Below are 23990 nucleotides of genomic sequence, written 5' to 3' on the forward strand. Positions count from 1 at the left end.
GTTCAAGACTCCTGCTAATCTTCTTTTGATTTTTCTTTTTCTTCGTCTGCAAACGGAAGGTTTGCGGCTTCATCAAACTTTTGTTTGTTGCGACTACTGAAAGCCCACCAAACTATGCCAATAAAGCTAACAAAGACGATGATAGTAAAAATGCTGCCTATAATTCCCTGATCCATATTATTTCAAATGTGTGCCAAGAGATTGTAGATAAGCAATAAGGGCCTGCATTTCTGATTTACCCTGTACTGCCGCTTTTGCACCCGCGATATCTTCATCTGTGTAAGGAACACCAAAGCCGCGGAATACTTCCATTTTCTCTGCCGTCAACTCGCCTTCTAGCGTGTTTTCTGCAAGCCAAGGGAAACCTGGCATATTAGATTCTGGAACAACATTGCGAGGATTAAGCAGGTGAACACGATGCCACTCGTCACTGTAACGACCGCCAACACGCGCTAGGTCAGGACCTGTACGTTTTGAGCCCCAAAGGAAAGGGTGCTCCCATACAGACTCACCAGCAACACTGTAGTGACCGTAACGCTCAGTTTCAGCACGAAACGGGCGAATCATTTGGCTGTGACACCCTACGCAACCTTCGCGTATATAGATGTCACGACCTTCAAGTTCAAGTGCAGTGTATGGACGTAGTCCTTTAACGGGTTCCATTGTTTGCTGTTGAAACATCAACGGCGTTATCTGAACCATGGCACCAAAGCTGATAGCAACCAGAATTAGTACGGTTAAAAGACCAACGTTCTTTTCAATTAACTCATGTGGATTTTTCATTATTCGACTCCTTTACTACGCCGGCTGTGTCGCTGGGTCTACAGCGATACTGCCTTTAGGGGCACGAACGGTTTTCCATGTGTTATAAGCCATGACAAGCATGCCTGTAACCACGAAACAACCACCAATGAAACGCACTACATAAAACGGCTTCGATGCTTCTAAAGACTCAACAAAACTGTACGTCAGTGTGCCGTCTGCATTAACTGCACGCCACATAAGACCTTGTAGTACGCCCGACATCCACATTGCTACGATGTAAAGTACAACGCCAATTGTGGCAAACCAGAAGTGAACATTAACAAGACGCGTGCTGTACATTGCCGGCTGGTTAAACAGTATTGGGATCAAGTGGTAAATAGAGCCAATTGACACCATAGCAACCCAACCTAGCGCACCCGAGTGAACGTGTCCGATTGTCCAGTCTGTGTAATGCGATAGTGCGTTTACTGTTTTGATTGCCATCATAGGGCCTTCAAAGGTAGACATACCATAGAAAGACAATGAAACAATAAGGAAGCGCAATACTGGGTCGGTGCGTAGCTTATGCCATGCGCCTGATAAGGTCATTATGCCGTTAATCATTCCGCCCCAAGAGGGCACGAATAATATAATCGACATCACCATACCCAATGACTGCGTCCAATCTGGAAGGGCAGTGTAATGAAGGTGGTGAGGACCAGCCCAAATGTAAAGTGAAATCAGCGCCCAAAAGTGAACGATTGATAATCTGTATGAGTAAACCGGGCGTCCAGCTTGTTTAGGCACGAAGTAATACATCATTCCTAAGAAACCGGCGGTAAGGAAGAAGCCTACAGCGTTGTGTCCGTACCACCACTGCATCATGGCGTCCACTGCACCCGCGTACAATGAGTATGATTTAGTGAAAGACACAGGAATTGCCATGCTGTTACCAATGTGCAAAACAGCAACGGTAAGCATGAATGCGCCTAGGAACCAGTTTGCTACATAAATGTGCGAAACCTTACGAATCACCAACGTACCGAAGAAGTTGATAATGTACGCAATCCAGACGAGGGCAATTAAAATATCGATTGGCCATTCTAGCTCAGCGTATTCTTTTGAACTGCTAAGCCCCATGGGTAACGTGATAACAGCAAGTACGATGACTGCTTGCCAGCCCCAGAAAGTAAATGCAGCGAGCTTGTCACTGAACAATCTTACCTGGCTGGTACGTTGAACGATATAGTACGACGTCGCAAACAATGCGCAGCCGCCAAAGGCAAAGATAACGGCGTTAGTGTGCAAAGGACGCAAACGCGAAAATGTTAGCCACGGCGTGTCAAAGTTGAGCATAGGTGCAAACAATTGCGCTGCAATGAATACCCCCAGTCCCATACCAATGATACCCCAGACTATGGTCATGATGGTAAATTGCCTAACTACTTTATAATTGTAATCAGGTTGTGCTTGGCTTGTCTCACTCATTTTAATGAATCTTCCACTTCAAATGAACTATGGTCTCCAACTGCCGAATAGTGCGGTTGAAACGCGTATCAGCTAATAATAACGCTTCACACCGAGCCCGGAAAGAGTAATAATTATTGTCTCCAAGCCAGTTGGTCCGCGGATAATAAGGTTTTTGATAACAAAAAGATACCACAAACTGGCCTTGCTTGATCTCTATCAATAAAGAAATACATAAAATTTAAGAAATGAAAAAAAGCGATAACAATAAAAGATCAAAGTTTTTACAAACTCAGTTGCCTCTCGTCGCTATTTTAGTCGTTGCTGTGTGTGTGTATGTCGCACATAGTTATCAATCATCAGTCTCTACCGACACTGATATTATAAGCGGATTAAAAAGTAGCTGCACGTTTTCCAACAAAACTTGCGAATTCTTAATAGATGATGAATTAGCTGTAGCACGGTTTTCTACACAGCCAATGCCAGAAGAATCAATCACGCTGTCACTTCGTATGCCGAACGATGAAATTATAGAGAGCGCATGGATTGAAGGGGTGAATATGTATATGGGAAAAGTGCCTGTACTGCTCGAACAATCGGTAAAGGGCGAATGGAGCGGTTGGTTTATGCTAGGCAGCTGCAGCGAGCCGGTAATGACATGGCAACTCCGATTGAACATAAAAAAACAGGCAGCACCAAGCTACCTGTATTTTACAACTGAGGCTTAACGACGCTGTTACATCATAGCCTGTAGATAATTTTGCAAACCAATGCGTTTAATAAGTCCAAGCTGTTGCTCTAACCAGCGTGCGTGGTCCATTTCAGTGTCGTCAAGCAACACAATTAGCATATCTCGGGTTACGTAATCGTTTTCTTGCTCACACAACGCGATAACTTCACGCAGTTTTGCATCAACTTCATATTCCACGCGAAGGTCGCTTTCAAGCATTTCAGGAACGTCAGTCCCCACTTTAAGACCTGTGCGAGTGACCATATCCGGAGTGCCTTCTAGAAACAGCATGCGTTCTATTAGCTTAGTTGCGTGGCCGCGCTCATCGTCAAACTCGTGGTCGATGCGCTCGTACAATTTGTTGAAGCCCCAGTCTAGATACATTTGTGAATGTATAAAGTACTGATCCATCGCGGCAAGCTCATAGCCCAGTAATTCGTTAAGACCGTTGATGATGTTTTGATTGCCTTTCATTAGTCGTCTCCCATTACTTGCGCTTGAAGATAATTTTCAATGCCCATGGCATCAATTTGATATTCTTGCGTTTCAATCCAGTCTAGGTGTTCTTCTTCGTATTCGAGAATGTCTTCGAGTAAATCTCTTGAAACGTAATCTTGTTTTTCCTCGCACAGCGCAATGGCTTCGCGTAGAAGGGGAAGCTGCTCTTTTTCAAAACGAGCATCACAATTGAGCATTTCAACTGTGTCTTCGCCAATATAAAGTTTTCCAAGCGCCTGAAGATTAGGTAAGCCTTCAAGGAATAAAATGCGCTCTATAATGTCATCTGCCTGCTTCATGTCTTTAATCGACTTTTTGTAGTTCTTGGTATTGAGAACTTCAAATCCCCAATTTTTAAACATACGAGCGTGCAGAAAGTATTGATTTATCGAGGTAAGTTCGCTTGTGAGAACCTCGTTCAATTTCGCTATAACTTGTCTATCGCCTTGCATTGCGAACGTCCTATCTGAAAATAATGTGTGGAGTCTAGTTGAAAGTGCGGGGTATGTCAAAAAATATTAGTAAAAACAATGATTTACTAATGAAAACAGTTCTCAATCAATCCTTCGTTCGCATTAGTAATACCTTACTGATGGGAGCGTACATAGGTTAAGCTCTCATCGGCGAAACCAAGCCCAGCTTCAGTAAAGAAATTAAAGACTTTGTCTATGCCGTTTTCAAGTAGGTAAGACACTTCATCTTCATAGCGCGCTATGGCAGCAACACGACCCTGGTAACCCGCGTTCTTGAGCTGAGTAGTAATATTTATCGCGTCTTGAATAGAGGGTAATGCCAGCAGTACCAGCTGCGTACTGTTTAAATCTAGATTTTCCCACAGGTCTACATCTTCGCCATCGCCGCAAATTACCTTATGGCCTTCGTTTGCCATTTTCTTAATTTTAATTCTATCTGCATCCATACCACATACATTGACATCAGACAGCTTCGACAGGGCGTTAAATGCGCCTCGGCCTACGCGACCCATACCAATCACTAAAAATTCTGCCTGTGACAAAGTAGGGTAAACATCTTCTTTTAATCGTTCTTCTTTTTCAAACCGCTTAATTTTGTCTTTAAAGCGGTTATATTGAGAATGAGAACCTTTATATAAAATACTTGTGAAGACAAATGAGATAGATACCGCGAGGGCAATAATGACAAGCCATGATTCTGCCAAAAGACCCATGGAAACCGCGACGGCACCAACAATAAGGCCAAATTCACTGTAGTTTCCCAAAACTAGACTGCTTAGGTAAGCGGTTCTTCCACGCAGGCGCAACGAGGTGAAAAGCCCAAAAAACAATATGGCTTTGAAAGGTAGAAAAAGACAGAATACTAAGGCCATCCCAACCATACTCAGGGTAGGTAATGCAGTAAGACCAATCGTTAAGAAGAAACCAATTAAAAACAGATCTTTAAAGCTTAAAAGTGATTTTGATAGCTCAGTGGCTTTTTCATGTTGAGCCAACATGATGCCAAAAATGAGCGCACCCAAATCACCCTTTATGTTCACTAGTTCAAATAATTGATAACCGCCAAGTGCTAATATAAAACCGGTAAGAGGGAGAAGTTCACCGTGTCCAGATTTGTTTATTATCTTATTAATAAGAGGCATGGCAGGGAATAATGCGAGTAGCCCAAGCGCATATACTGAGGGAAGTTTACCTGTAGCTGCCACGAGGAACACTACCGCAAAAACGTCTTGCATCACTAAAATGCCAATGGCTAAGCGTCCGTGGCGCGTTTTACTTTCACCACTTTCTTCAAGCACTTTTACAACGCAAACGGTACTGCTAAAACTGAGCGCAAAGGCAATGAGCACAGCACTTTGCCAAGAAACGGCGTCAGAGGCTTGAGCGACTAACGCCGCAGCACCGTAGATGACGCAGGTGATAACACCAATCCAGATTAGTGTGTGAGAAACACTGCCGGCCCATACTTCTCTTCGACTTAAATCTTTCAGATTAAGTTTAAGTCCAATAGTGAACAGCATAATGGTTATACCCAAATTCGCTATTTGGGTAAGATCATCAGTTAACGAATAACCAGCGAAGTTGAGAAGAAAACCTGCGATGAGGTAGCCAACAAGTGGCGGTACACCAATTAATTTAACCGTTAATCCACATACGAAAGCAAAGAGAAGAAACGCATACTCCATGGATACTTTAACCCTATTAGTTTTTAAAAATGACGGTGCCGTAAGGTCATCACGCCCTAGTCATAAATAAGTCTTTATGTATGGCAGACCTCAGTGATATAAACATTATCACGTAAAATAAAAAATTCGCATAACAATTACGGCACATCAACTCCACAACTGGTTATGCGTAACTTATTTAATTGATCTTAATCAATAAAATCACATAAAAACAATTAGATAATCAATATTACATAGACTCAGATGGGAAGCCTAGCGTACAGGGCTTTCGTTTCAGCAATACCAATAAGCAAGCAACGCCAGTCAAAGAAGTAAAGGAAATACAATGCGAAAAACAATTTTATTCACACTAACTGCATTTGTTGCAATCAATGTTGGTTTGAGCGTCATCGAGCCTAGTTTGTGGTGGTTACTCATCGTCACAGTACCATTACTCATCATTGGTTTATATGACGCTTATCAACCGCAGCATGCCATACTGAGGAACTTTCCGTTGATTGGCCGAGCAAGATGGGGAATTGAAGGGTTACGGCCTTATATTCAACAGTATATTATCGAAACGGATACGGGAGGTGCCCCGATTTCTCGTATGTTTCGAAACATCGTGTATCAAAGAGCCAAAGATAGCAGAGAAACTGTACCTTTTGGAACACAGTTGGATACTTACGAAGAAGGCTATGAATGGATGGGCCATTCTCTAGCTGCCCGGGAAGTTGACGATGTGGAACAAAACCCACGTGTGAATATTGGCGGTCCCCATTGCAAACAGCCTTATAGAGCGAGTGTACTCAATATAAGTGCAATGAGTTTTGGCAGCCTATCGAAAAACGCTATTTTGGCATTGAATAAAGGTGCGGCTAAAGGCGGTTTCTATCATAACACGGGGGAAGGAGGCCTTACCCCTTATCATCTTGAAAACAAGGGCGATGTGGTGTGGCAAATCGGCACGGGCTACTTTGGTTGTAGAACCGAGGATGGCAAGTTTGAGGCTGAATCGTTTAAAGAAAAAGCAACGTTAGAAAACGTGAAAATGATTGAAATTAAGCTGAGTCAGGGAGCAAAGCCAGGTCACGGAGGAATTTTACCTGCTTACAAAAACACCCCTGAGATAGCGAAAATTAGAGGGGTAACAGCGGGTACCCAGGTCGACTCACCACCACGGCACAGTGCGTTTTCATCGCCGTTGGAAATGGTTGATTTTATTCAATATCTACGAGATTTAAGCGGTGGAAAGCCCGTTGGGATTAAGCTAGCCCTAGGCAGAAAAAGCGAATTTATTGCTATGTGTAAAGCCATGGTGAGCAAAGGAATAACCCCTGATTTTATTACAGTAGATGGGGGCGAGGGCGGCACAGGCGCAGCGCCGCTTGAATATACCAACTCTATTGGCTTTCCATTACGTGACGCGCTGGCCTTTGTGGATGATTGCTTAATGGGGTTTGGTTTACGTGAAAATATAAAGATTATTGCGTCAGGTAAAATAATCAGCGCATTTCAATTGGCTAAAAACCTTAGCTTAGGGGCAGATTTATGTAACAGCGCAAGGGGGATGATGTTGGCGTTAGGCTGTGTGCAATCTCTGTCGTGTAATACTAATAGATGTCCAACAGGTGTAGCGACACAAGATCCGCGGTTGGCGAGAGGTCTCAACGTTGAAGATAAATTTGAGCGTGTTTATCGCTTTCATCAAAAGACGGTTCATGCACTTATCGATTTACTGTCATCGACCGGCCACAAAAATACCAATGAGTTAAATAGAACCCACATATTTAAGCGTATCGACCAATGTAACGTTGCCCGTTATGACGAAATGTACCCTTTAATTAAAAAAGGCGCTTTCTTGACCGACGAAATACCAGAGCGCTACAAATTACACTATGAGGAAGCTAACGCAGATAGCTTTATGCCCTCTAGCTTGCTTGCGGAAATAGATAAAGAAACAAAGGCAGTGTCCTAGACATCTGCCTTTACCTTAAATCTAAAAAAGGCGTTGAATAGCACTTTCAAATCTAATTAACGTAACCCATTCAGTCGTTGTTTTCAGCCGCTTTTTCAGGGATCCTCAGTTGATATAAACGGTAGTCGGTGGTGCGATAGGGCATCACTTTGTACTTAGGCTGCAAATAGGACACTAGGTCTATAAGTTCACTCACGGTTAATTCATCATTGATAATACGCATAAACGATACACCGTCTTCACTGGTAAAACTTGCTGGGCGACGTGGTGTAAGTTTGTGAGAAGGGTTAATAATACTGGTAACTAATTCACCATAGGTTTTTATTCTACCACTGCTTCCGCCAAGGGGAATAGGGTGGCTTATTAAATAGCGGGCATCACTGTCTGCTTTTTCGCCTGCAACCGTGTGACAATCGTTGCATCCATATTTCTTAAATACCGTTTTACCTTGTTCGATGTCGCCCTCTGGTAAGCTGAATCCTCTAGGGGATTTTGCACCTTGATCGCATGCACTTAAGAAGAGGCACGCCAGTAGCATTATTGTAATACGCATAGTTTTCTCCTTAACCAACCCATGTGGTTCATTAACAAGTATTGTCTAAATATAACTGACACTATTTGATTTAGCTCAATCCAAAGCTAAAAAACATGCACTACTATTAACATTACGACAAAGTTAAAAGGACAACACTATGCAGAGCTACGATACCATTTTGGTACCCATTGATGTGTATTCTGATTACGAGCTGGTAGTCGAAAAAGCACTTGCGATAGCGAGTAGCAGTCAACAATTACATCTATTATATGTGGCTTACCCGCAGACTAATGTAGAGCCTTATGGATTTTTTCTAGAGAAAGACTTTTCACAAGAAGTACGTGAACACGCATTAAGAGTATTGAAAGATGTGGCAGATAAATACGAAATACCACAAACTAACATTAACGTAGAGATTGGTTCGCCTTCAGATGAGATACATCATTTGGCAGAGAAAATAAGCGCAGATTTAATCGTTGTCGGTACTCATGGACAAAGCGGTTTGAAACTACTTTTAGGCTCTACTGCGAATGCCGTATTACACGGTGTCAAAACCGATGTATTAGCAGTGAAAGTATAAAAGTCTCGCAGTAACCATCCAAATACACATATAAAAACAAGAGCAAAAACAGTGGAGCTTTCGAAAGCTCCACTGGCACTAGCACTTAACTATGCTATTAGAATTAGCTAATTAAATTCGCAACTTAAATCCTACGTCTAAAACTTTATAACGCTTTGATTGATAAATCGCAGCTGTCTGTCACAAGAGTGCGAATAGTACTTTCAAGATTTTTAAGGTGAGAGTAGTGAAGGGCAGTTTCCCCACCAAATTTAGTACTGTTAATAGTAAACACAACATCGGCATCACGTGATGAAACGCAAAGGCGAATGGAGTCATCACTTTCATTTACAGGCACATGCATGTAAAGCGGTTCGTTATGAGAATCTAAATAGCTAAGCGCTTCAGAATCACTTTTAAACGGCGTTTGTTTTTCAGGTTGCAGCTTCCAGCTTGACGAGGGAACCACAATTTCTGCCAATAATTTTCCATGTTTAGAATCAATTCTATTACTCATAGTATCTCCTTGTTTTTGAATCTATTCAGTATTACTTAATGGATACGCAATAATGGCAAAGTAAGTTCTAATTTACCCAGACAGGAATGTTCCAATGAAACAATTCAGTTACGCGTAACAGATTTGTGCGTATAAAGCATTGTTTTATCAATACTTTAATAATTAATTCATTAATGCTGAAAACACTAGCGCTTATGCTTTGAAGACAGTTTTGCCATGCCGCCACGTTTAACACTGGCTTGTTTGGTATAGTGGCCTGGCATCTCCGGTGACTGCCAGCCCCCAGCTAACTGCAATTCGGGTAAAGATGCGCCGTCTTCCGCTAACGAAACTGCTCCACCAACTCGTCCACTGTGTGGCGTGATATTTTCTTGAATACCTGCCCGGACTGCAATGCGCTGCCACAACCTATAAATACTAGAGTAATTCAACACGGCGTCTTGGTTTACGCTATGACTTTCTTGATAAGGATGAAGCGCCGTTTTGTGATTGTTAACTCGCCTAAACAATACACCTTTACTAATTGAACGAGGGTCATTCTGATCTCGAGGAAGTGATGTAGAAGGGTTATTATTTGCCTCGTTGATGTATTCGTTAATCATAGAAAGTGTACTCGATGAAACATATCTATATTGGCCATCGCCACTTTGGTCGCTCTTGGAAGATACAACGAGTACAGTGTTATTTCGATGAGAAATGTGTTCAATGCACACCCTGACTAATTCGTCTGCACGAAGAAGGGCATCGAACATAAGATTAATAATGGCTAGGTCTCGAAGTTCGAGCAAGGAATCCGGGATGATTTTATTATTGATCTGCTCAACCATTTCAATGGTGAGTGGTACCGCTTGTTTATGAGACATACGAAATTTTTTGTTCTCTATAAGCGACAACCGAATAAAATCTCTAAGGTAGACCGAACGAATAATCGGGTTAGGTAGCTTTGCCATACCTAAGAACTTACTCAATGCTGAAAGCCGTCGCTTGATGGTTCTGTAGGCGAGGGGAGTTTGGCATAGCAGCGCAACGTATTCTTTTATGCATTCTTCATTGTTGGTAAAGCTATTGTTCAAACCTTGAAAGTTATTCTGCTTACAGAAAATCGAAAATTCGTTGTAATCACTAATATAAGCTCGCTGTGTGTTGTAAGGCAGTTTAGAAAATATATCTGTGAAGTATTTCTGAAAACTTTGGTCCGCAGACGAATAGGCATGATTTTCTGAAGTTTCTGAAGTAACACCGTATGCATCATCTGAAACTTCTGCTGTATTTGCCAGCGGTACTGGGAACAATTGATGGGAACGATGCTTAATAGTCTTATTTGTCATAAAGCCAAAGCCTCAACGGATTTCTTATCAAATGTGGGTAGCCTTGTTCGAAAAGGGCTCTTACTCACTGAGTTTAAAAGTATTAAATGAATCAAGTTAACGAATCAAGTGACGTGTATGTTGACGATTTTTCTCTGAAACAGCTTATGGAGCAACTTAAGAGAAACTTATGGGATATCTTTTGGGGAAGAAAAAGACAAGATTAACAATAAACCAATCAGCGTTCTTAATGTTAGGCGTCACAAAGCGGGAACATACTCATAAAATCCGCAGTCATCACAAAGTACTGAAGAGCTAAAATTATTTCTAACCATATGAAAATATGTACTTTTTTAAGTGTTCACGCATGATAACTGTAATTATCATGCGTGAACATTCAGCATGATAATATAGGTAATATAAGCCCGATTCAGATACCGTAAAACCCCCTACAAACCTTGTGCAAAATAACACATAACTGTGCATGTATACAGTTGTTGGTGGTATTTTAGGGTAAATTAGACTATAGCAACAGCTATGTGGCTCAAAAAACAGGCGCTCCTACGTAAAATCTGAGGCGTTTTCCAGACATCTACCTTGCAGAATTCGCGAAAATGAACCTTTTCCATATACCGTTACCTTTCAATAAACGAGAACTATGAGAAGCGAGATCTTCTTCATTGTATTAGGCAGAATCCTTCATCACTCATGAAGGTGAATAGCGGTGCTGCTCAAACTATAAAACAATTTTAATATGAATTAAAACCCGCGAATTCAAACATCAATTCAAATCTCAATTCAAAACCTAGTTTAAAACTGGCCCTGGCTGCTACGTGTAAAAAGCATAGAAAGCGTAAAGCACTTATGAACACTCCGTCGGTAGTTAACACACTTATGTTTTTACTTTGAAAAATTTGAAGTAGGAGATAGAAAGTAAAGTGGTTTAACCCAACCTAGTAAATCAAAACAGCTATTCTTGAGTTCTTCTTTAAGTAATGTCCAAACTCTTACGGTATTTAATCCCAGATGAGCAATATTGATAAAATTTGTCCTCCATATAGTCATCGCTAGTAAATTAAATATCGATAAATAATCTCAAAAACTCAAGCAGAAATAGGAAGCTAATAAGCCTATTAATCGCTAGATATTAAAAACTACGACAAATTATTTAACTACGCCGCTGAACTCATCCTTAGCTTTCTATGCATCGCTTTTAATCGCTAAACTATAAATCGAAAGAATTAAATTGGAAATGAATGATTAACTGAATATGCCTTTATAGTTGAAAAGTATTTAATTTAAAAAAATTGAAATGCTTATTTTTGATTTAGCCATAGAGTACTTGTACTGGATATCAGACCGCCATACTAATCTTTGATATATAGGCCGCTATTAACTCCGGTATGTAACAAAGAGCCTTTACTTGAAGTGTCATTGAATTAAATCAAAAGCACACACGTCTATTATTAATCGATACTTTGCTTTTCACTGAATGCGATTAAAAGAGCCAGTATAAGAGTGTTTTTTTTAATTAAAGAGCTCTAAAACCTCTCTGTATAAAATAAGAGCCAATAAAAGATGGATAGGTGATACACCTTCTAAATTGCCGACGCCTTTTTGGATACTTTAACAGTCTATTTAACATAATATACATTATGCGTAATTATGTATTGTGTCGTTTTAAGAGTGAATCTGTTGCTGCTTGGTTGGTTTGCTGTGCGTGAAGACTTACCTACTTTTACCGCATGCGCAGTGCTTTGCAGTCAGTTATATCTTCATGGGATTTTAGATGGCTGGTCACGAGTTTGTTTACGGTGCTTGTAACTGGCTTTTTGCAGGCTTTTTCTGAGGCTTGTTTTGAAAAGCTTGAATTGGTTTATGTTTGATAGTGAGTGCGTTACTAGCAGCTTTATCTATAGTTATGTGCATTATTTCAAATCGTCTTCTACGTGAAATCTGACGTACTACACCTCACATTCTTTTATTTAATTCACGTAGCGTCACCTAATATCTTGAGGGAATTCTAAAAGCTTTTGTAAAGACATTAATGTCTATCTTCTGTATTACTCCTATCACAAACTGTAATTTGATTGGCTTGTTTTATTTCTCTCAATTTAAAAATACGACCACGCTTTTTAGTTTTCTGCTTTTTAGCTTTTTAGCTTTTTAGCTTTTTATTTTTCAGTGCTTAATCAAAGTTTTAATACTCGGTTTTTATCCACGGCTTGAGTGACTTGTTTGTTGTCCTTTTTCCAAAGTTTATTATTTAGTTCCACTTCGATGATTTATGTAATTAGTATCATTATAAGTTCTTTGGTAGCCGCCAGTTTTTAACCAGGCCTTGATGATAATTTCAGAACGCTATTCTGAAATGCCCCAATTTTCTGATGATTGAAATAAATGCTGAACATTTAAGTGTCTTACTTTTAGTTCTTAGCAAATGGTTTTTAAAGGACTCGAGTGTTAGCTAGTGGCTTTGACACCGATCTCAAAAATCAAATCGCCTGAGAGATTTTAAAAAATTATCGAGGCTGTATATGATTTTCTTTATGAGAGTAACGGTTATTTTTATCAAAACAGATAAAAGAGAATAAAGCTAGTTTGATAATGACTAACGATTCTGTTTATACAGATTAAGATTATTGGAAAGACTGTGGCGGTTTTTTATTATCCTATGAATCACTATCCTATGAAATAGTAGCGCGGCTTGGTCTTGGACTAGGGCTTGGAAACTGGTTTTCCAGTAAGTTAATGCGTCACGCAGGGTTTGCTGTGAGTTAATGCATCACGCTGATTTTTTTTGAATAATTAGGTGTCGACGCTGTTTTTGAAATACATGCATGCAAGGTTCTTAAACTTCATATCAGCAACGAGAATCAATTATTACAATAACAATAAAACAGTGCTGACCGCCCTACTTTCTTCGTTACTAGATTACTGGTTATTAGGTTTTAGGACGTGTTTTGCTACAACCTATTTTTCGAATTCGAAAACACAATATTGAGGTTTTAGGTTTTTGGTTTTAGGTATTAGGTAATAGGTTCATCAACTTTTATCAGCCATCTAGCCGTTGATGCCAAAAAAGCACTATTTTTTAGGTGCTAATTTCTAAGCGCTAAGTTTTAGGCCTTAATTCTTAACGTTAATACTTGGCCGCTAGAGCCTAACCCTTTACAGGTTTAGAGTAAGACTTTTTAAGCAGCCCGAATCCGAATGCCGCCATTGTCACTGCCACAATACCGTTTAAGTAATTGAAAAAGGCGTAAGGTGCATAAGATAAAACGTCGACTTCAAGGGTTGCGGCATAAAATGCACCTGCCGTTGTCCAAGGAATAAGGCCCGTTGTCATTGTGGATCCTTCTTCCACTGAGCGTGAAAGTACGGCGCTGTCTAATTGCTGTTGCTCATATTTTGGCTTAAAAAGTTGGCAACTAAGAATAATTGAGATGTAGGCTTCTCCCATCGCCACATTACCCACAAAGCCAGATACAATAGTGCTAGCAACGAGACCTGCCGTTCGTTTTACTCTGGCAATACTGCCAGCAAGAAGCGAACTTAAAAAACCGGCTCCGTGTAAAACGCCGCCTAAGGCGATAGCCATTAAGGCAAGCAATAGTGTCCAGCTCATGCTCGTTATACCGCCGCGACCGAGTAAAGCGTCTAAGTTCTCAATGCCAGTCGATTCCGGTTTATTTTCCCATAGCGCATTCAACACACTGATAAAACTCTCGCCTTGATAAAAGATGGCAATAAACACGGCGAATAAAATACTGAATGACATGGTGACTTCTGCAGGTACTTTTTTAATGCTTAAGGTGGCCAATAATATAAGTGGAAGCAAGGTCACAATGGGTGTCAGGCTATAGTTGTTTGCCAGCGCATCTTGAATCAACGCGACTTCACTTAGGTTAAGGTTTTGATCTCCATAGCTTAACCCTATGACTACAAAAATGATGAGGGTGATAATAAATGTAGGTAACGTGGTAAAAAGCATGGAATAGATATGGCGAAACAGTGTGGTTCCAGCACTCATTGCTGCAAGGTTTGTGGTATCTGAAATAGGTGACATTTTATCGCCAAAGGTAGCACCACAAACAATCATTCCCGCCACCAATGGAAGTGGAATATTCATGGTGCTTCCTATACCTATTAACACAACGCCCAGTGTACCCACGGTGCCCCAAGACGTTCCGGTTGCCACAGACATAATCGCGCACAGTATCATGCCAACGGCTAAGAATAAGCTAGGGCTTAGCCAGCTCAACCCGTAATACATCAGCGTCGCGATTGTACCGCTGTGCATAAAACTGGAAATTACCATGCCAATCAATATAAAAATATAGATAGCGGGCATGGCTCGAGCCAGTGAATTTGTCATTAGCTCGCGAATTTGTAGGTAGTTGTACCCAAGTAAATAGGCATTTAAACCCACCCATATTAGGCACAAAAACATCAGCGCATGCAGACTAATACCCAGTCCAAAAATACCGCCAGCTAGTGCAATAACAATCACGCTAAAGCAGATGAAAGACTGCAGGAATGAAGGCGTGCGCAGTGGCGATATAGTGGATTTGGACATAAGTAGTTAAATTGCCTATTAGCGACTAATTAATGGAATAAAGCGCATGTTTTCTTTGTGGATACTATTTGTTATTGGAGCTATTCGTCTCTGGTGCGACTTGTTATTGGTACTATTTATCATTGGCGCCGCGGTAGATTTTTTCTAACCGCGCTTTATCTTGCTCAAAGCACAGTTGCTGCTCACTGCGTTTAAAGCTTTGTGTGGCAAAGTCATTCGCCACTTTTGAAAAATCAGACGCTAATTCGCTACCGGTGTCTTTTTTGAGTTTCTCGAAACACGCAGATAACGTTTGTAATGACTTTTGAATTCTTATGGCAACTTCAATGTTGCCAGCGCCATCTCTTGCGATACTTGTATATGCGTCATCAAAGATATCGTGTATTGAAATTTTAGGAACGGAAATGCGGTTGTACTTTGGTTTCTCATAATGGGGTTTGTCATTATGCGGTTGTTCACAGTTATTGTCGTCTGAGCTCTTTGCTGCTTTATTATGGTTGAAGGCGCGCCCGTCCTGATTGGTTTTGTCAGTGTTCTTATTTGGTTTTGACCACAACAGCATTAAACGGGTGATACTGCTAACAATGCCGATGGCAGTTCCGTGGTCGTTTACCGATGGAGACAACGCACGTGACGCTATTTCTGCTAGCACAATAAAACCAAAGCGTGGATCGGCTTCAAAGGAGCGCGACGAACTTATACTAAACGCTGAGATTAACCCTTCACAGTCAATATCTTTATTCACGTAAGCGATGTTCTTTTCCGGCGTAACAAATTCCCCAGGCAGCATGGCAATGTTAACAAATAGGTCGTTGTTGTTTGCCCACTCTTGAATCTTGGCAAGATCTATTAGCTGGATGTACCCAACCTCTGAGGTCTGTACCGCAAAACTCCCCTGCTCTTTAATGTCGCTTGCTGGAATAGCGCCCAAACAGGGGGTTTTAATTCGCTGCTCAATGGCGCGCTGCGTCGCTTCTTCAACTTTCAGTGTGGTTGATTCAACTCGACCTAAACGAGCTACACTGTCAACCCAACGAATAAAAGTTAAAATTACCACGGCAAATGCCAAACAGGTAATACAGAAAAGTAGGAATACACCCGCCTGTTCGTAAAACCCCTGGCTCATTGCAGTCAGAGCAACTGCGCTGTAAATAAACGCGCCAACAAATGTTGATAGCGCGTTTTGCGATACATCATCTGAAATGATGAGCCCGAGTGAGCGAGGTGTCGATGACTGGCTTGCAGATGCATACGCATTTACCATAGCACCAGCGGAAAACGTAGCAATCACCATCATGCTCGATGCCATAATAGAAAGCAGTGTTTTAACCGAATCAGGTTCAATCTTTGGTAGGTGTTCAGCAAGAGAAGTGCCGTCTACTATCTTTGCGGCGAAAACCGCGAGTAGCGAAAGCAGACAGAAACCTAAAGGTTTAATCCATAATTTTTCTTTAAAACTGAATAGCAAAAACCGTACTTTATCTACCGACAATGGCGCGTCCATACCTTTACTCCTGTTGGTTTTTACTTGTTAGTATTGTTATCTGATGCTTACTTATATTCGGCGGGGGTATAAATAGCAAGGGCGAATGTAGGTTCGCCCTTTTACTTACGTTACCAATTAACTTGCTTGTGTCTTGTTTTTGTTGCCGGCGCACCGTTTAGAACAGTATCGAACGTGCTCCCAATCTCTTTCCCATTTTTTACGCCAGCTGAATGGCCTATTACACACTGGGCACATTTTGGTAGGTAGATCAGACTTCTTCATTTTTCGTTATCTTCGTTAAAAACTTGGCGGCATCCTCTTTCATCGCATTAATATTGTCTTCTTTCATTCGGCCATAGGTCTTAAGGATCATAGCCATGCGGTGATTGTTACTGAGCTTTTCCTTATTCTTATCAATGAAATGCCAATATAAGTAGTTAAATGGACAGGCTTTTGGCCCCGTCTTTTTCGACACTTGATAGCCACAATTTTTGCAATAGTTAGACATTTTATTGATGTAGCTACCGCTTGCTACATAAGGCTTGCTGGCTAAATTTCCGCCGTCACTATATAAGATCATGCCAGCCACATTAGGTAACTCTACCCACTCATAGGCATCAGCATACACCGAGAGATACCAGGCCTGCACTTGTTCAGGGCTAAGTTCGGTGAGTAAACTGAAGTTTCCAATCACCATAAGCCGCTGTATATGGTGGGCGTAGGCATTTTGCTTCGTTTCTTTAATGCATTGACGCATGCAGTTCATATTGGTTTGCGCGTCCCAAAAGAACTCAGGCACATTTCTGTCGTTATTAAAGTAGTTATCCGTTTTAAGTTGCGGCATAAAGTGCCAATAGAACCCACGAATGTACTCTCGCCATCCTAGGATTTGACGAATAAAGCCTTCGGCGGAATTAAGGGGAACTTGCCCGCTGTGATAGGCTTGCTCCGCGGCGCTTATCGCTTCTTTGGGTGACAGCATACCGCAGTTTAAATAAAATCCAATGTGTGAATGATACATCCACGGTTTGCCTTCAACCATTGCGTCTTGATATTGACCAAAGTTAGGCAGGCGTTCCTCAATAAACGTATTTAGTACCTTAAGGGCATCTTTACGAGTGACAGCAAAGAAGAAGTTGTCTAGGTCGCCAAAATGATCGGCAAACTCGTTTTCAACAAGCTCAATGACCTCTTTCGTTATATCGTCAACCTCAAAGGTGCTGTGTTTTGGTACTTTATGATCATCTGGCATCGATTCGCGATTTTGTGCATCATAATTCCATTTGCCGCCAACAGGATCTTTACCTTCCATGAGTACGTTATGCTTTCGACGCATCTCACGGTAAAAAAATTCCATGCGCAGCTGCTTTTTCCCTTCGGCCCAGTCACTAAATTCCTGAGGCGTTGCGAGAAAGCGATTATCTTCTGAGATTTTAACGGGCGTTTTTAGCGTGTTTTCCCATTGCTGCATACTACTTAGCAGACGGTGCTCGCCCGGGGAGGTAACAACCACTTGGTCAAAGTCGCCAGCACTTAATGTTGCTTCAACCTGAGCCAATAGGCTGCCCTTGTTGCGCTCATCATTGTAGGTAACGTAATCTACGGTGTAGTTGTTATCTTTCAGTTCTTGTGCAAAGTGGCGCATAGCACTGAACAAAAACGCTATTTTCTTTTTATGATGCTTTACGTAGGTTGCTTCTTCCCTCACCTCTGCCATTAAAATGGTGTCTTGCGTTTTTGTTGCGTTCGCAATAGCCGGCAGATTATCGGTAAGCTGATCGCCTAAAACAAGAATGAGTGAAGCCATCTATTGTCCTTTAATCTCTTGAAAAGCATCAAGAGCACGCTGCCTAGAGGCTTTTAAATCTACAATGGGTTCGGGGTAACTTTTACCTAACTCTAGCTTGGCGTCTTTCGCTATTACGCCCGGTGTTTCCCAGGGCTTATGAATGTACTTATCGGGAAGATCTTTTAATTCAGGGCAGTATTTACGTACGTACTTACCTTTCTTATCAAACTTCTCGCCCTGCAAAATCGGGTTGAATATTCTAAAGTACGGCGATGCATCGGCGCCTGAGCCAGCCACCCATTGCCAACCTGCACTATTACTGGCTAAATCTGCATCTAATAAGGTATCCCAAAACCATCTTTCACCTTCGTGCCAGCTTAAAAGTAAGTTTTTAACAAGGAATGAACCAACAATCATACGTACTCTGTTGTGCATATAGCCGGTTTGCCACAGTTCGCGCATGCCAGCATCCACAATCGGAATACCTGTATTACCGGTTTGCCACGCTTTCAGTGCTTTCGCGTCTTTGCGCCATGGGAACTTATCGAACTTGTCGTTGAAGTTTTTATTTGGCAATGTGGGGAAATGAAACAGCAGGTAATAGCTAAACTCTCTCCAGCCAAGTTCACTCAAATAGGTGTCGATACTCTTATCTTCTGTGGCGCCGAATTTATCTTTTATCGCATACCACACCTGATTGGGAGACACTTCGCCAAAGTGAAGATGGGGAGAAAGTCTCGACGTTCCTTTCATAGAAGGAATGTCTCTGCCATCTTTGTACTGTCTAGCCGCGTGTTGTATAAACTCTGACAGGTTGTCCGCTGCACCTTCTTCACCGGGCTTCCACATTTTGCTAATGGTAGAGTCCCATTTAATCTCAGGAAGCAAGTTTAGCGCATCAAGTCCATCATCTTTATACTCATCATCCGCGTAGGTAATCCTCGCTGGAGGCGCCTTGGGATAGCGTGGCTCTTCAATTTTTAAGCATCCATTTCGATAGTAAGGTGTATACACTTTGTAAGGTGTTCCATCCTTTTTTAATACCTTCATCGGCTCCCAGAGCAAGCTGCCGTTACTGCTGTAAGCTTCAAAATCACTATCAATAAGCTGTTTTTTAATTTCCTTGTCACGATTTATTTGCCACGGTTCGTAGCAGCGATTCCAAAAAATCGCCTTAGCGTTGATCGCTTTCATAATCTTTGGGATAAGTACTTTCGGGTCACCCTTAAAGATTTTTAAGTGGCCGTTTAGCCTGTCATTAAGCGAGGTAAGCGAGTGATGCAACCACCATTGACTCGCGCTGCCAGGTACCCTCCCATCGGGAGTGGTATCGTCATAAATGTAAATGGGGAGAATTTTACCCATGTCACAGGCTGCGTTAAGTGCTGGGTTGTCATTCACTCTGAGGTCTTGTCTAAACCACATAATACTTACGGGAACGGTCACTTTTTTTCCTTAATGTGTTGCTCTAATCTTTGATTACTAACGTAATTGAACTTGTACGCAATTCGGCGGGTTCAGGATCCGTTGTGATTACAAAAGTGATATAAAAATAAATCTGAGAATTACTATGTCAAATCAAAACCTTAGCAGTGACAATACAACATCAAAACAACGTGGAGTCTTTTGGTTTAGACACGATTTACGGCTTCACGACCAAGTTGCACTAGCCTCGTTGTGTGAGCAAGTAGACGAAATTTCTTTTATTTATATATTTGATGAGAGCTATTTTTCACCCACCAAGTACGGGTTGAAACAGATTGGTGATAATCGATATCAGTTTTTACTGGAAACGCTCAGCGACCTCAAAGCGTCGTTAGAAAACAAAGGACATGAACTCACGGTTCTTAAGGGCAGTATTTCAGAATGTCTGTCTAATGTACTGAAGCAAGGTCAATTTACCCATCTTGGAGTGACTAAACATTGCGGTTTTCATGAACAGAAACAAATAGAGGAACTTGCTCGGTGCTACCCAAACATGTCTATTGTTGAGGGTGAGTCGCTAACACTGTTCAACGAATCTGACTTACCCTTTTCAATTGAAGAGATGCCTGATGTGTTTAGCCCGTTTCGCCGTAAGGTGGAAAAAAAGCTTAGTCCTAGAGAAGTTTGCAGCTCCGTTGACACCTATCCTACTCCATTTGTACTTGAGCACCTTACTGCCGATACGTTAATTATTGAAGACGAACTCGCCAACCAACACCAAACCTTGCAGCAGAGCAGTAATGACTTTGAAGGTGGTGAAAGTGCAGCCCTTGAGCATCTAAACAAATACCTGTTTGAGTGGCATGCTGCATCCACCTACAAAGAAACGAGAAACGCCTTGGACAGTTGGCGTGATAGCACAAAGTTGTCACCGTGGCTGGCCGTAGGCGCATTGTCGCCAAGAGAGGTAGTACGCCAAGTTACCTTGTTTGAAGAGCAGGTTGAGAAAAATGAATCTACTTATTGGATTTATTTTGAACTGTTGTGGCGTGAGTTCTTTCATTGGATTCAAGCAAAGTACGGTGAAAAATGGTTTAAATTTGGTGGTATTCAGCAAAAAGTGCCCGGCACAAAGCATAACCCCAAGGTGTTTGTTGATTGGTGTAATGGCAATACCGGTTATCCCATCATTGATGCCTGCATGAAACAGCTCAAAGCGACAGGCTATATGTCTAATCGCGGAAGGCAATTAGTAGCGAGCTGTTTTGTACACGAATTACAGCAAGACTGGCGCTTTGGTGCAGCGTGGTTTGAAAATCAGTTACTCGATTTTGATGTGGGCAGCAATTGGGGCAATTGGCTTTATCTTGCCGGCGTGGGAAGCGACCCTCGTGGACACAGGCAGTTTAACCTAGATAAACAAACGGCCACCTACGACCGCGACGGTGCATTTCGCAATAAATGGTTAACTTAAGTGTTTTAGAAAACGAGATGTTTAAGAAAATGAATAGCAAGCAGGTGAACATAGAAGTATGACTCAACAAGCCGTTTCTGTAATTTGGCTTAAGCGCGACCTCAGGCTTCGAGACCATCAGCCGCTGTTTGATGCTGTAAATAACGGTGACAACATCCTTTTACTTTATTGTTGGGAACCGTCCTTGCTTGCCGATCCTCATATGGATGTTCGTCATTGGCGATTTGTAGAGCAGAGTCTTGCTGATATTAACGCCCAATTACCCAGCGGTATTCAAGTACTGCAGATGCACATGGAGGTGCATGAGGCTCTATCGCAGATTCAGGAATATTTCTCCATATCCTCCCTAAGAAGTTACCAAGAAATTGGACTTTTGGTTACGTATAACCGCGACAAGGCAATAGCAACTTATTGTATTAAAAACAAAATACCATTTTTAGAGTGTAATACAGGCGCAGTGATAAGGGGCTTGCCTAACCGTGCACGTTGGCAGAAAAATTGGGAGGCACACTTTAATTCCCCAACCTATGATTTCGATATTCAGTTGGCAAAATGGGTAAATTGGACTCAGCATGCGCGTTTAGCTGATAGCGACACCACCTACTCGGCTTTTTCACTTTCTGGCTCAAGTTCTGATGTGAAACCTGGCTCAATTTCAGGTGCGCTTCAAAACCCATCAGTATCTGGTGGCGCATCAGCATCAAGTAGCGCAACAGAGGGCTCAGCTGAAGGCTCATCTGAAGGTTCATCTGACAGAGGCCAAATGCAAAAAGGGGGAGAAAAACGAGCGTGGCACGTAATGAAGCATTTCTTTGAGGAGCGAGGAAAATATTATCACAAGCATATATCTCGCCCTTTTGATGCTCGTCGTTCTTGTTCGCGATTAAGCCCCTATCTTGCTTGGGGAAATATCTCCATCAGGCAGGTTTATCATTTTGTTGAAAAAGAAAAGCAAATAAAGAAAGCGTCCGCCGGTAAAGACAAAGCACTGTGGTCGCGAGCACTGTCGGCCTTAACATCCCGGTTGCATTGGCACTGTCATTTTATTCAAAAGTTTGAAAGTGAACATACTATTGAATGGCGACCGATGAATGCCGCCTATGAAAAATTTCCATTTATTGATGGCCCCGAGGCAGAGCGACGTTTTTATCATTGGAAAAACGGGACTACCGGCTACCCCTTGGTTGATGCCTGTATGCGGGCTCTCGCCCAAACGGGTTATATTAATTTTCGAATGAGGGCAATGGTCACAAGCTTTTTGTGCCATCATCTCAATGTACATTGGCTAAAGGCGGCGCACTATTTGGCCACACAATTTTTAGACTTTGAGCCTGGTATTCATTACCCGCAAATTCAAATGCAGGCCAGCGTAACAGGCATTCATACGGTGCGCCTCTACAATCCACATACTCAATCTATGAAACTGGATCCAGAGGGCGTGTTTATTAGGAAGTGGGTACCAGAGCTAGCAGAATTGCCCGGTGACACTGTGCATGCTCCCTACGCCATGCCGCCCTTAGAAGCGATTATGCTGAATTTCGATGTTGAAAAAGACTATGTGTTGCCAATTGTGGATATTGGCAGTATGGCGAGAAAGACTGGGGAAAGATTGTGGCAGTATAGAGAACGCGACGACGTATTGCGCGAAGCTCGTCGAATAGTGCATCGCCACACCATGCAAAACAGCCCGAGTAGACAGTGGCTAAAAAAGAAAGCCTAGTTTCAGTTATCACCTACTTTGATTATCACACCACCTGTTAACGATTGTTTTTTCTGAGCCACTCGGTAAGAAGCTTAATTTGCCCGCATTTGTACGATGCATACATAAGGCGCATGGCATTTGACATGGCCTCGCTATCTGTCCACCCAGTCTTCTCGCGAATTTCGTCGTAACACGCTTTAGCTTCTGGAGACACATAGCCGCGCACGAGTTTTTTACCGGCTTCTTTTTGACGTTCTCTAAAGCGTCGCTGTTTATCAGCATTTGCTTTCGCTTTATCGCTGTTATTTTTTTGAAGCGCTGTTTTTGATTGTTTTTCTGTCATATTGTTCAAGTACCTTTTGAAGAATTTAGTGTACCACGCGTTTTTCTTTATAAAAATGACTGTTCGGAGTTGTTTAGCGCACAACTGTTCGCTAAATTAGCACTGAAATTTAAAACAATACGAGTTGGGAATGTCTGAGAGAAAAAATAGCTTTACTAGAGACGACTTACTAGCGTGTAGTCGTGGGGAAATGTTTGGACCAGGTAACAGCCAACTTCCTGCACCTAATATGTTAATGATGGACCGTGTGGTTTCAATTACAGAAGATGGTGGAGAACACGGTAAAGGTGAAATTATCGCTGAGTTGGATATATCACCAGACCTATGGTTTTTTGACTGTCACTTTCCTGGCGATCCGGTCATGCCCGGCTGTCTTGGCTTAGATGCAATGTGGCAGCTTGTCGGTTTCTTCCTAGGCTGGAGCGGCGGTCCAGGCAAAGGCAGAGCATTAGGCGTAGGTGAAGTTAAATTTACTGGCCAAATTTTACCAACAGCAAAGAAAGTCACTTACAAACTCACTATGAAACGCGTGATAAAACGTAAACTTTTCATGGGTATGGCTGATGGCACTGTTGAAGTTGATGGTAGAGAAATTTATGCGGCGAAAGACCTCAAAGTAGGTCTATTTCAAGATACATCAAATTTCTAATTTTTCCGCAAATACAAAAAAAGCCCCTTATTTAGGGGCTTTTCCTTTTGCATAATCAGTATAAAAGAGAA

General features: G+C 41.9%; 21 protein-coding genes. 6 read left to right on the forward strand and 15 right to left on the reverse strand.

Annotated elements, in window-relative coordinates; all coding sequences use genetic code 11:
• Positions 1-14: 14 nt before the first annotated feature.
• Genes AC27HD_RS02170 through ccoN form a run of 3 tightly spaced genes read right to left on the reverse strand, consistent with a single transcriptional unit; the run spans position 15 to position 2232 of the window.
• Positions 15-176: a cbb3-type cytochrome oxidase subunit 3 gene (locus AC27HD_RS02170; protein WP_032096241.1), complete on the reverse strand. Its 162-nt coding sequence runs from the start codon at positions 174-176 to the stop codon at positions 15-17.
• A 1-nt stretch (position 177) separates the two neighbouring features.
• A complete protein-coding gene (gene ccoO / locus AC27HD_RS02175; protein ID WP_032096240.1) occupies positions 178-783 on the reverse strand; it encodes a cytochrome-c oxidase, cbb3-type subunit II in 606 nt (201 codons plus the stop codon).
• Between the two features lie 15 nt (positions 784-798).
• Complete coding sequence (ccoN, locus tag AC27HD_RS02180) at positions 799-2232, reverse strand: cytochrome-c oxidase, cbb3-type subunit I (RefSeq protein WP_032096239.1); 1434 nt, start codon at positions 2230-2232, stop codon at positions 799-801.
• Positions 2233-2459: 227 nt separating this feature from the next.
• On the opposite strand from ccoN, the gene AC27HD_RS02185 reads away from it, so the two are divergent.
• Positions 2460-2939, forward strand: coding sequence for a hypothetical protein (locus tag AC27HD_RS02185; RefSeq protein ID WP_032096238.1), 480 nt, complete (start codon positions 2460-2462; stop codon positions 2937-2939).
• Between the two features lie 8 nt (positions 2940-2947).
• On the opposite strand, the gene bfr (AC27HD_RS02190) is transcribed toward AC27HD_RS02185, so the two are convergent.
• The 3 genes from bfr (AC27HD_RS02190) to AC27HD_RS02200 form a co-directional block, all read right to left on the reverse strand.
• The gene (gene bfr, locus AC27HD_RS02190) at positions 2948-3415 is read right to left on the reverse strand and encodes a bacterioferritin (protein ID WP_032096237.1); all 468 of its coding nucleotides are present in this window, start codon (positions 3413-3415) and stop codon (positions 2948-2950) included.
• Positions 3415-3891: a bacterioferritin gene (bfr, locus tag AC27HD_RS02195; RefSeq protein WP_032096236.1), complete on the reverse strand. Its 477-nt coding sequence runs from the start codon at positions 3889-3891 to the stop codon at positions 3415-3417. The genes bfr (AC27HD_RS02190) and bfr (AC27HD_RS02195) overlap by 1 nt, the downstream gene beginning before the upstream one ends.
• A 134-nt stretch (positions 3892-4025) precedes the next feature.
• The gene (locus AC27HD_RS02200; protein WP_487103492.1) at positions 4026-5597 is read right to left on the reverse strand and encodes a cation:proton antiporter domain-containing protein; all 1572 of its coding nucleotides are present in this window, start codon (positions 5595-5597) and stop codon (positions 4026-4028) included.
• A gap of 325 nt (positions 5598-5922) precedes the next feature.
• On the opposite strand from AC27HD_RS02200, the gene AC27HD_RS02205 reads away from it, so the two are divergent.
• On the forward strand, positions 5923-7554 hold the full coding sequence (locus AC27HD_RS02205) for an FMN-binding glutamate synthase family protein (protein WP_032096234.1): 1632 nt from the start codon (positions 5923-5925) through the stop codon (positions 7552-7554).
• Between the two features lie 70 nt (positions 7555-7624).
• Here the strand turns inward: AC27HD_RS02205 and AC27HD_RS02210 are convergent, their stop codons facing one another.
• The gene (locus tag AC27HD_RS02210) at positions 7625-8107 is read right to left on the reverse strand and encodes a c-type cytochrome (protein WP_032096233.1); all 483 of its coding nucleotides are present in this window, start codon (positions 8105-8107) and stop codon (positions 7625-7627) included.
• 139 nt (positions 8108-8246) lie between these two features.
• Between AC27HD_RS02210 and AC27HD_RS02215 the strand changes: the two genes are divergently transcribed.
• Entirely contained in the window at positions 8247-8669 is a 423-nt protein-coding gene (locus AC27HD_RS02215; RefSeq protein WP_032096232.1) for a universal stress protein, read from the forward strand.
• A gap of 145 nt (positions 8670-8814) precedes the next feature.
• On the opposite strand, the gene AC27HD_RS02220 is transcribed toward AC27HD_RS02215, so the two are convergent.
• The 7 genes from AC27HD_RS02220 to AC27HD_RS02250 form a co-directional block, all read right to left on the reverse strand.
• The gene (locus AC27HD_RS02220; protein ID WP_032096231.1) at positions 8815-9165 is read right to left on the reverse strand and encodes a hypothetical protein; all 351 of its coding nucleotides are present in this window, start codon (positions 9163-9165) and stop codon (positions 8815-8817) included.
• A gap of 185 nt (positions 9166-9350) precedes the next feature.
• A complete protein-coding gene (locus AC27HD_RS02225) occupies positions 9351-10493 on the reverse strand; it encodes a tyrosine-type recombinase/integrase (protein ID WP_032096230.1) in 1143 nt (380 codons plus the stop codon).
• Positions 10494-13635: 3142 nt separating this feature from the next.
• Positions 13636-15051: a Na+/H+ antiporter NhaC gene (gene nhaC, locus AC27HD_RS02230; protein WP_487103496.1), complete on the reverse strand. Its 1416-nt coding sequence runs from the start codon at positions 15049-15051 to the stop codon at positions 13636-13638.
• Positions 15052-15163: 112 nt separating this feature from the next.
• Positions 15164-16555, reverse strand: a complete 1392-nt coding sequence (locus AC27HD_RS02235) for a DUF2254 domain-containing protein (RefSeq protein ID WP_487103498.1) — start codon at positions 16553-16555, stop codon at positions 15164-15166.
• Positions 16556-16672: 117 nt separating this feature from the next.
• Complete coding sequence (locus AC27HD_RS02240; RefSeq protein ID WP_487103500.1) at positions 16673-16819, reverse strand: DUF2256 domain-containing protein; 147 nt, start codon at positions 16817-16819, stop codon at positions 16673-16675.
• Positions 16806-18344, reverse strand: a complete 1539-nt coding sequence (locus AC27HD_RS02245; protein WP_487103502.1) for a cryptochrome/photolyase family protein — start codon at positions 18342-18344, stop codon at positions 16806-16808. Before AC27HD_RS02245 ends, AC27HD_RS02240 begins: the two co-directional genes overlap by 14 nt.
• Complete coding sequence (locus tag AC27HD_RS02250; RefSeq protein WP_487103504.1) at positions 18345-19772, reverse strand: cryptochrome/photolyase family protein; 1428 nt, start codon at positions 19770-19772, stop codon at positions 18345-18347. It abuts the gene before it with no gap.
• 124 nt (positions 19773-19896) lie between these two features.
• Here AC27HD_RS02250 and AC27HD_RS02255 point away from each other — a divergent pair, with 124 nt between their 5' ends.
• Together AC27HD_RS02255 and AC27HD_RS02260 are read left to right on the forward strand one after the other, a co-directional pair.
• Positions 19897-21225, forward strand: coding sequence for a DASH family cryptochrome (locus AC27HD_RS02255; protein ID WP_487103506.1), 1329 nt, complete (start codon positions 19897-19899; stop codon positions 21223-21225).
• Positions 21226-21283: 58 nt separating this feature from the next.
• The gene (locus AC27HD_RS02260; protein WP_487103508.1) at positions 21284-22945 is read left to right on the forward strand and encodes a cryptochrome/deoxyribodipyrimidine photo-lyase family protein; all 1662 of its coding nucleotides are present in this window, start codon (positions 21284-21286) and stop codon (positions 22943-22945) included.
• Between the two features lie 37 nt (positions 22946-22982).
• Here AC27HD_RS02260 and AC27HD_RS02265 read toward each other — a convergent pair whose 3' ends face one another.
• Complete coding sequence (locus AC27HD_RS02265; protein ID WP_032096224.1) at positions 22983-23270, reverse strand: hypothetical protein; 288 nt, start codon at positions 23268-23270, stop codon at positions 22983-22985.
• 130 nt (positions 23271-23400) lie between these two features.
• Between AC27HD_RS02265 and fabA the strand changes: the two genes are divergently transcribed.
• The gene (fabA, locus tag AC27HD_RS02270) at positions 23401-23919 is read left to right on the forward strand and encodes a 3-hydroxyacyl-[acyl-carrier-protein] dehydratase FabA (protein ID WP_032096223.1); all 519 of its coding nucleotides are present in this window, start codon (positions 23401-23403) and stop codon (positions 23917-23919) included.
• Positions 23920-23990: the final 71 nt, after the last annotated feature.

It is taken from the genome of Alteromonas sp. 4NS20-0143, assembly GCF_057542855.1.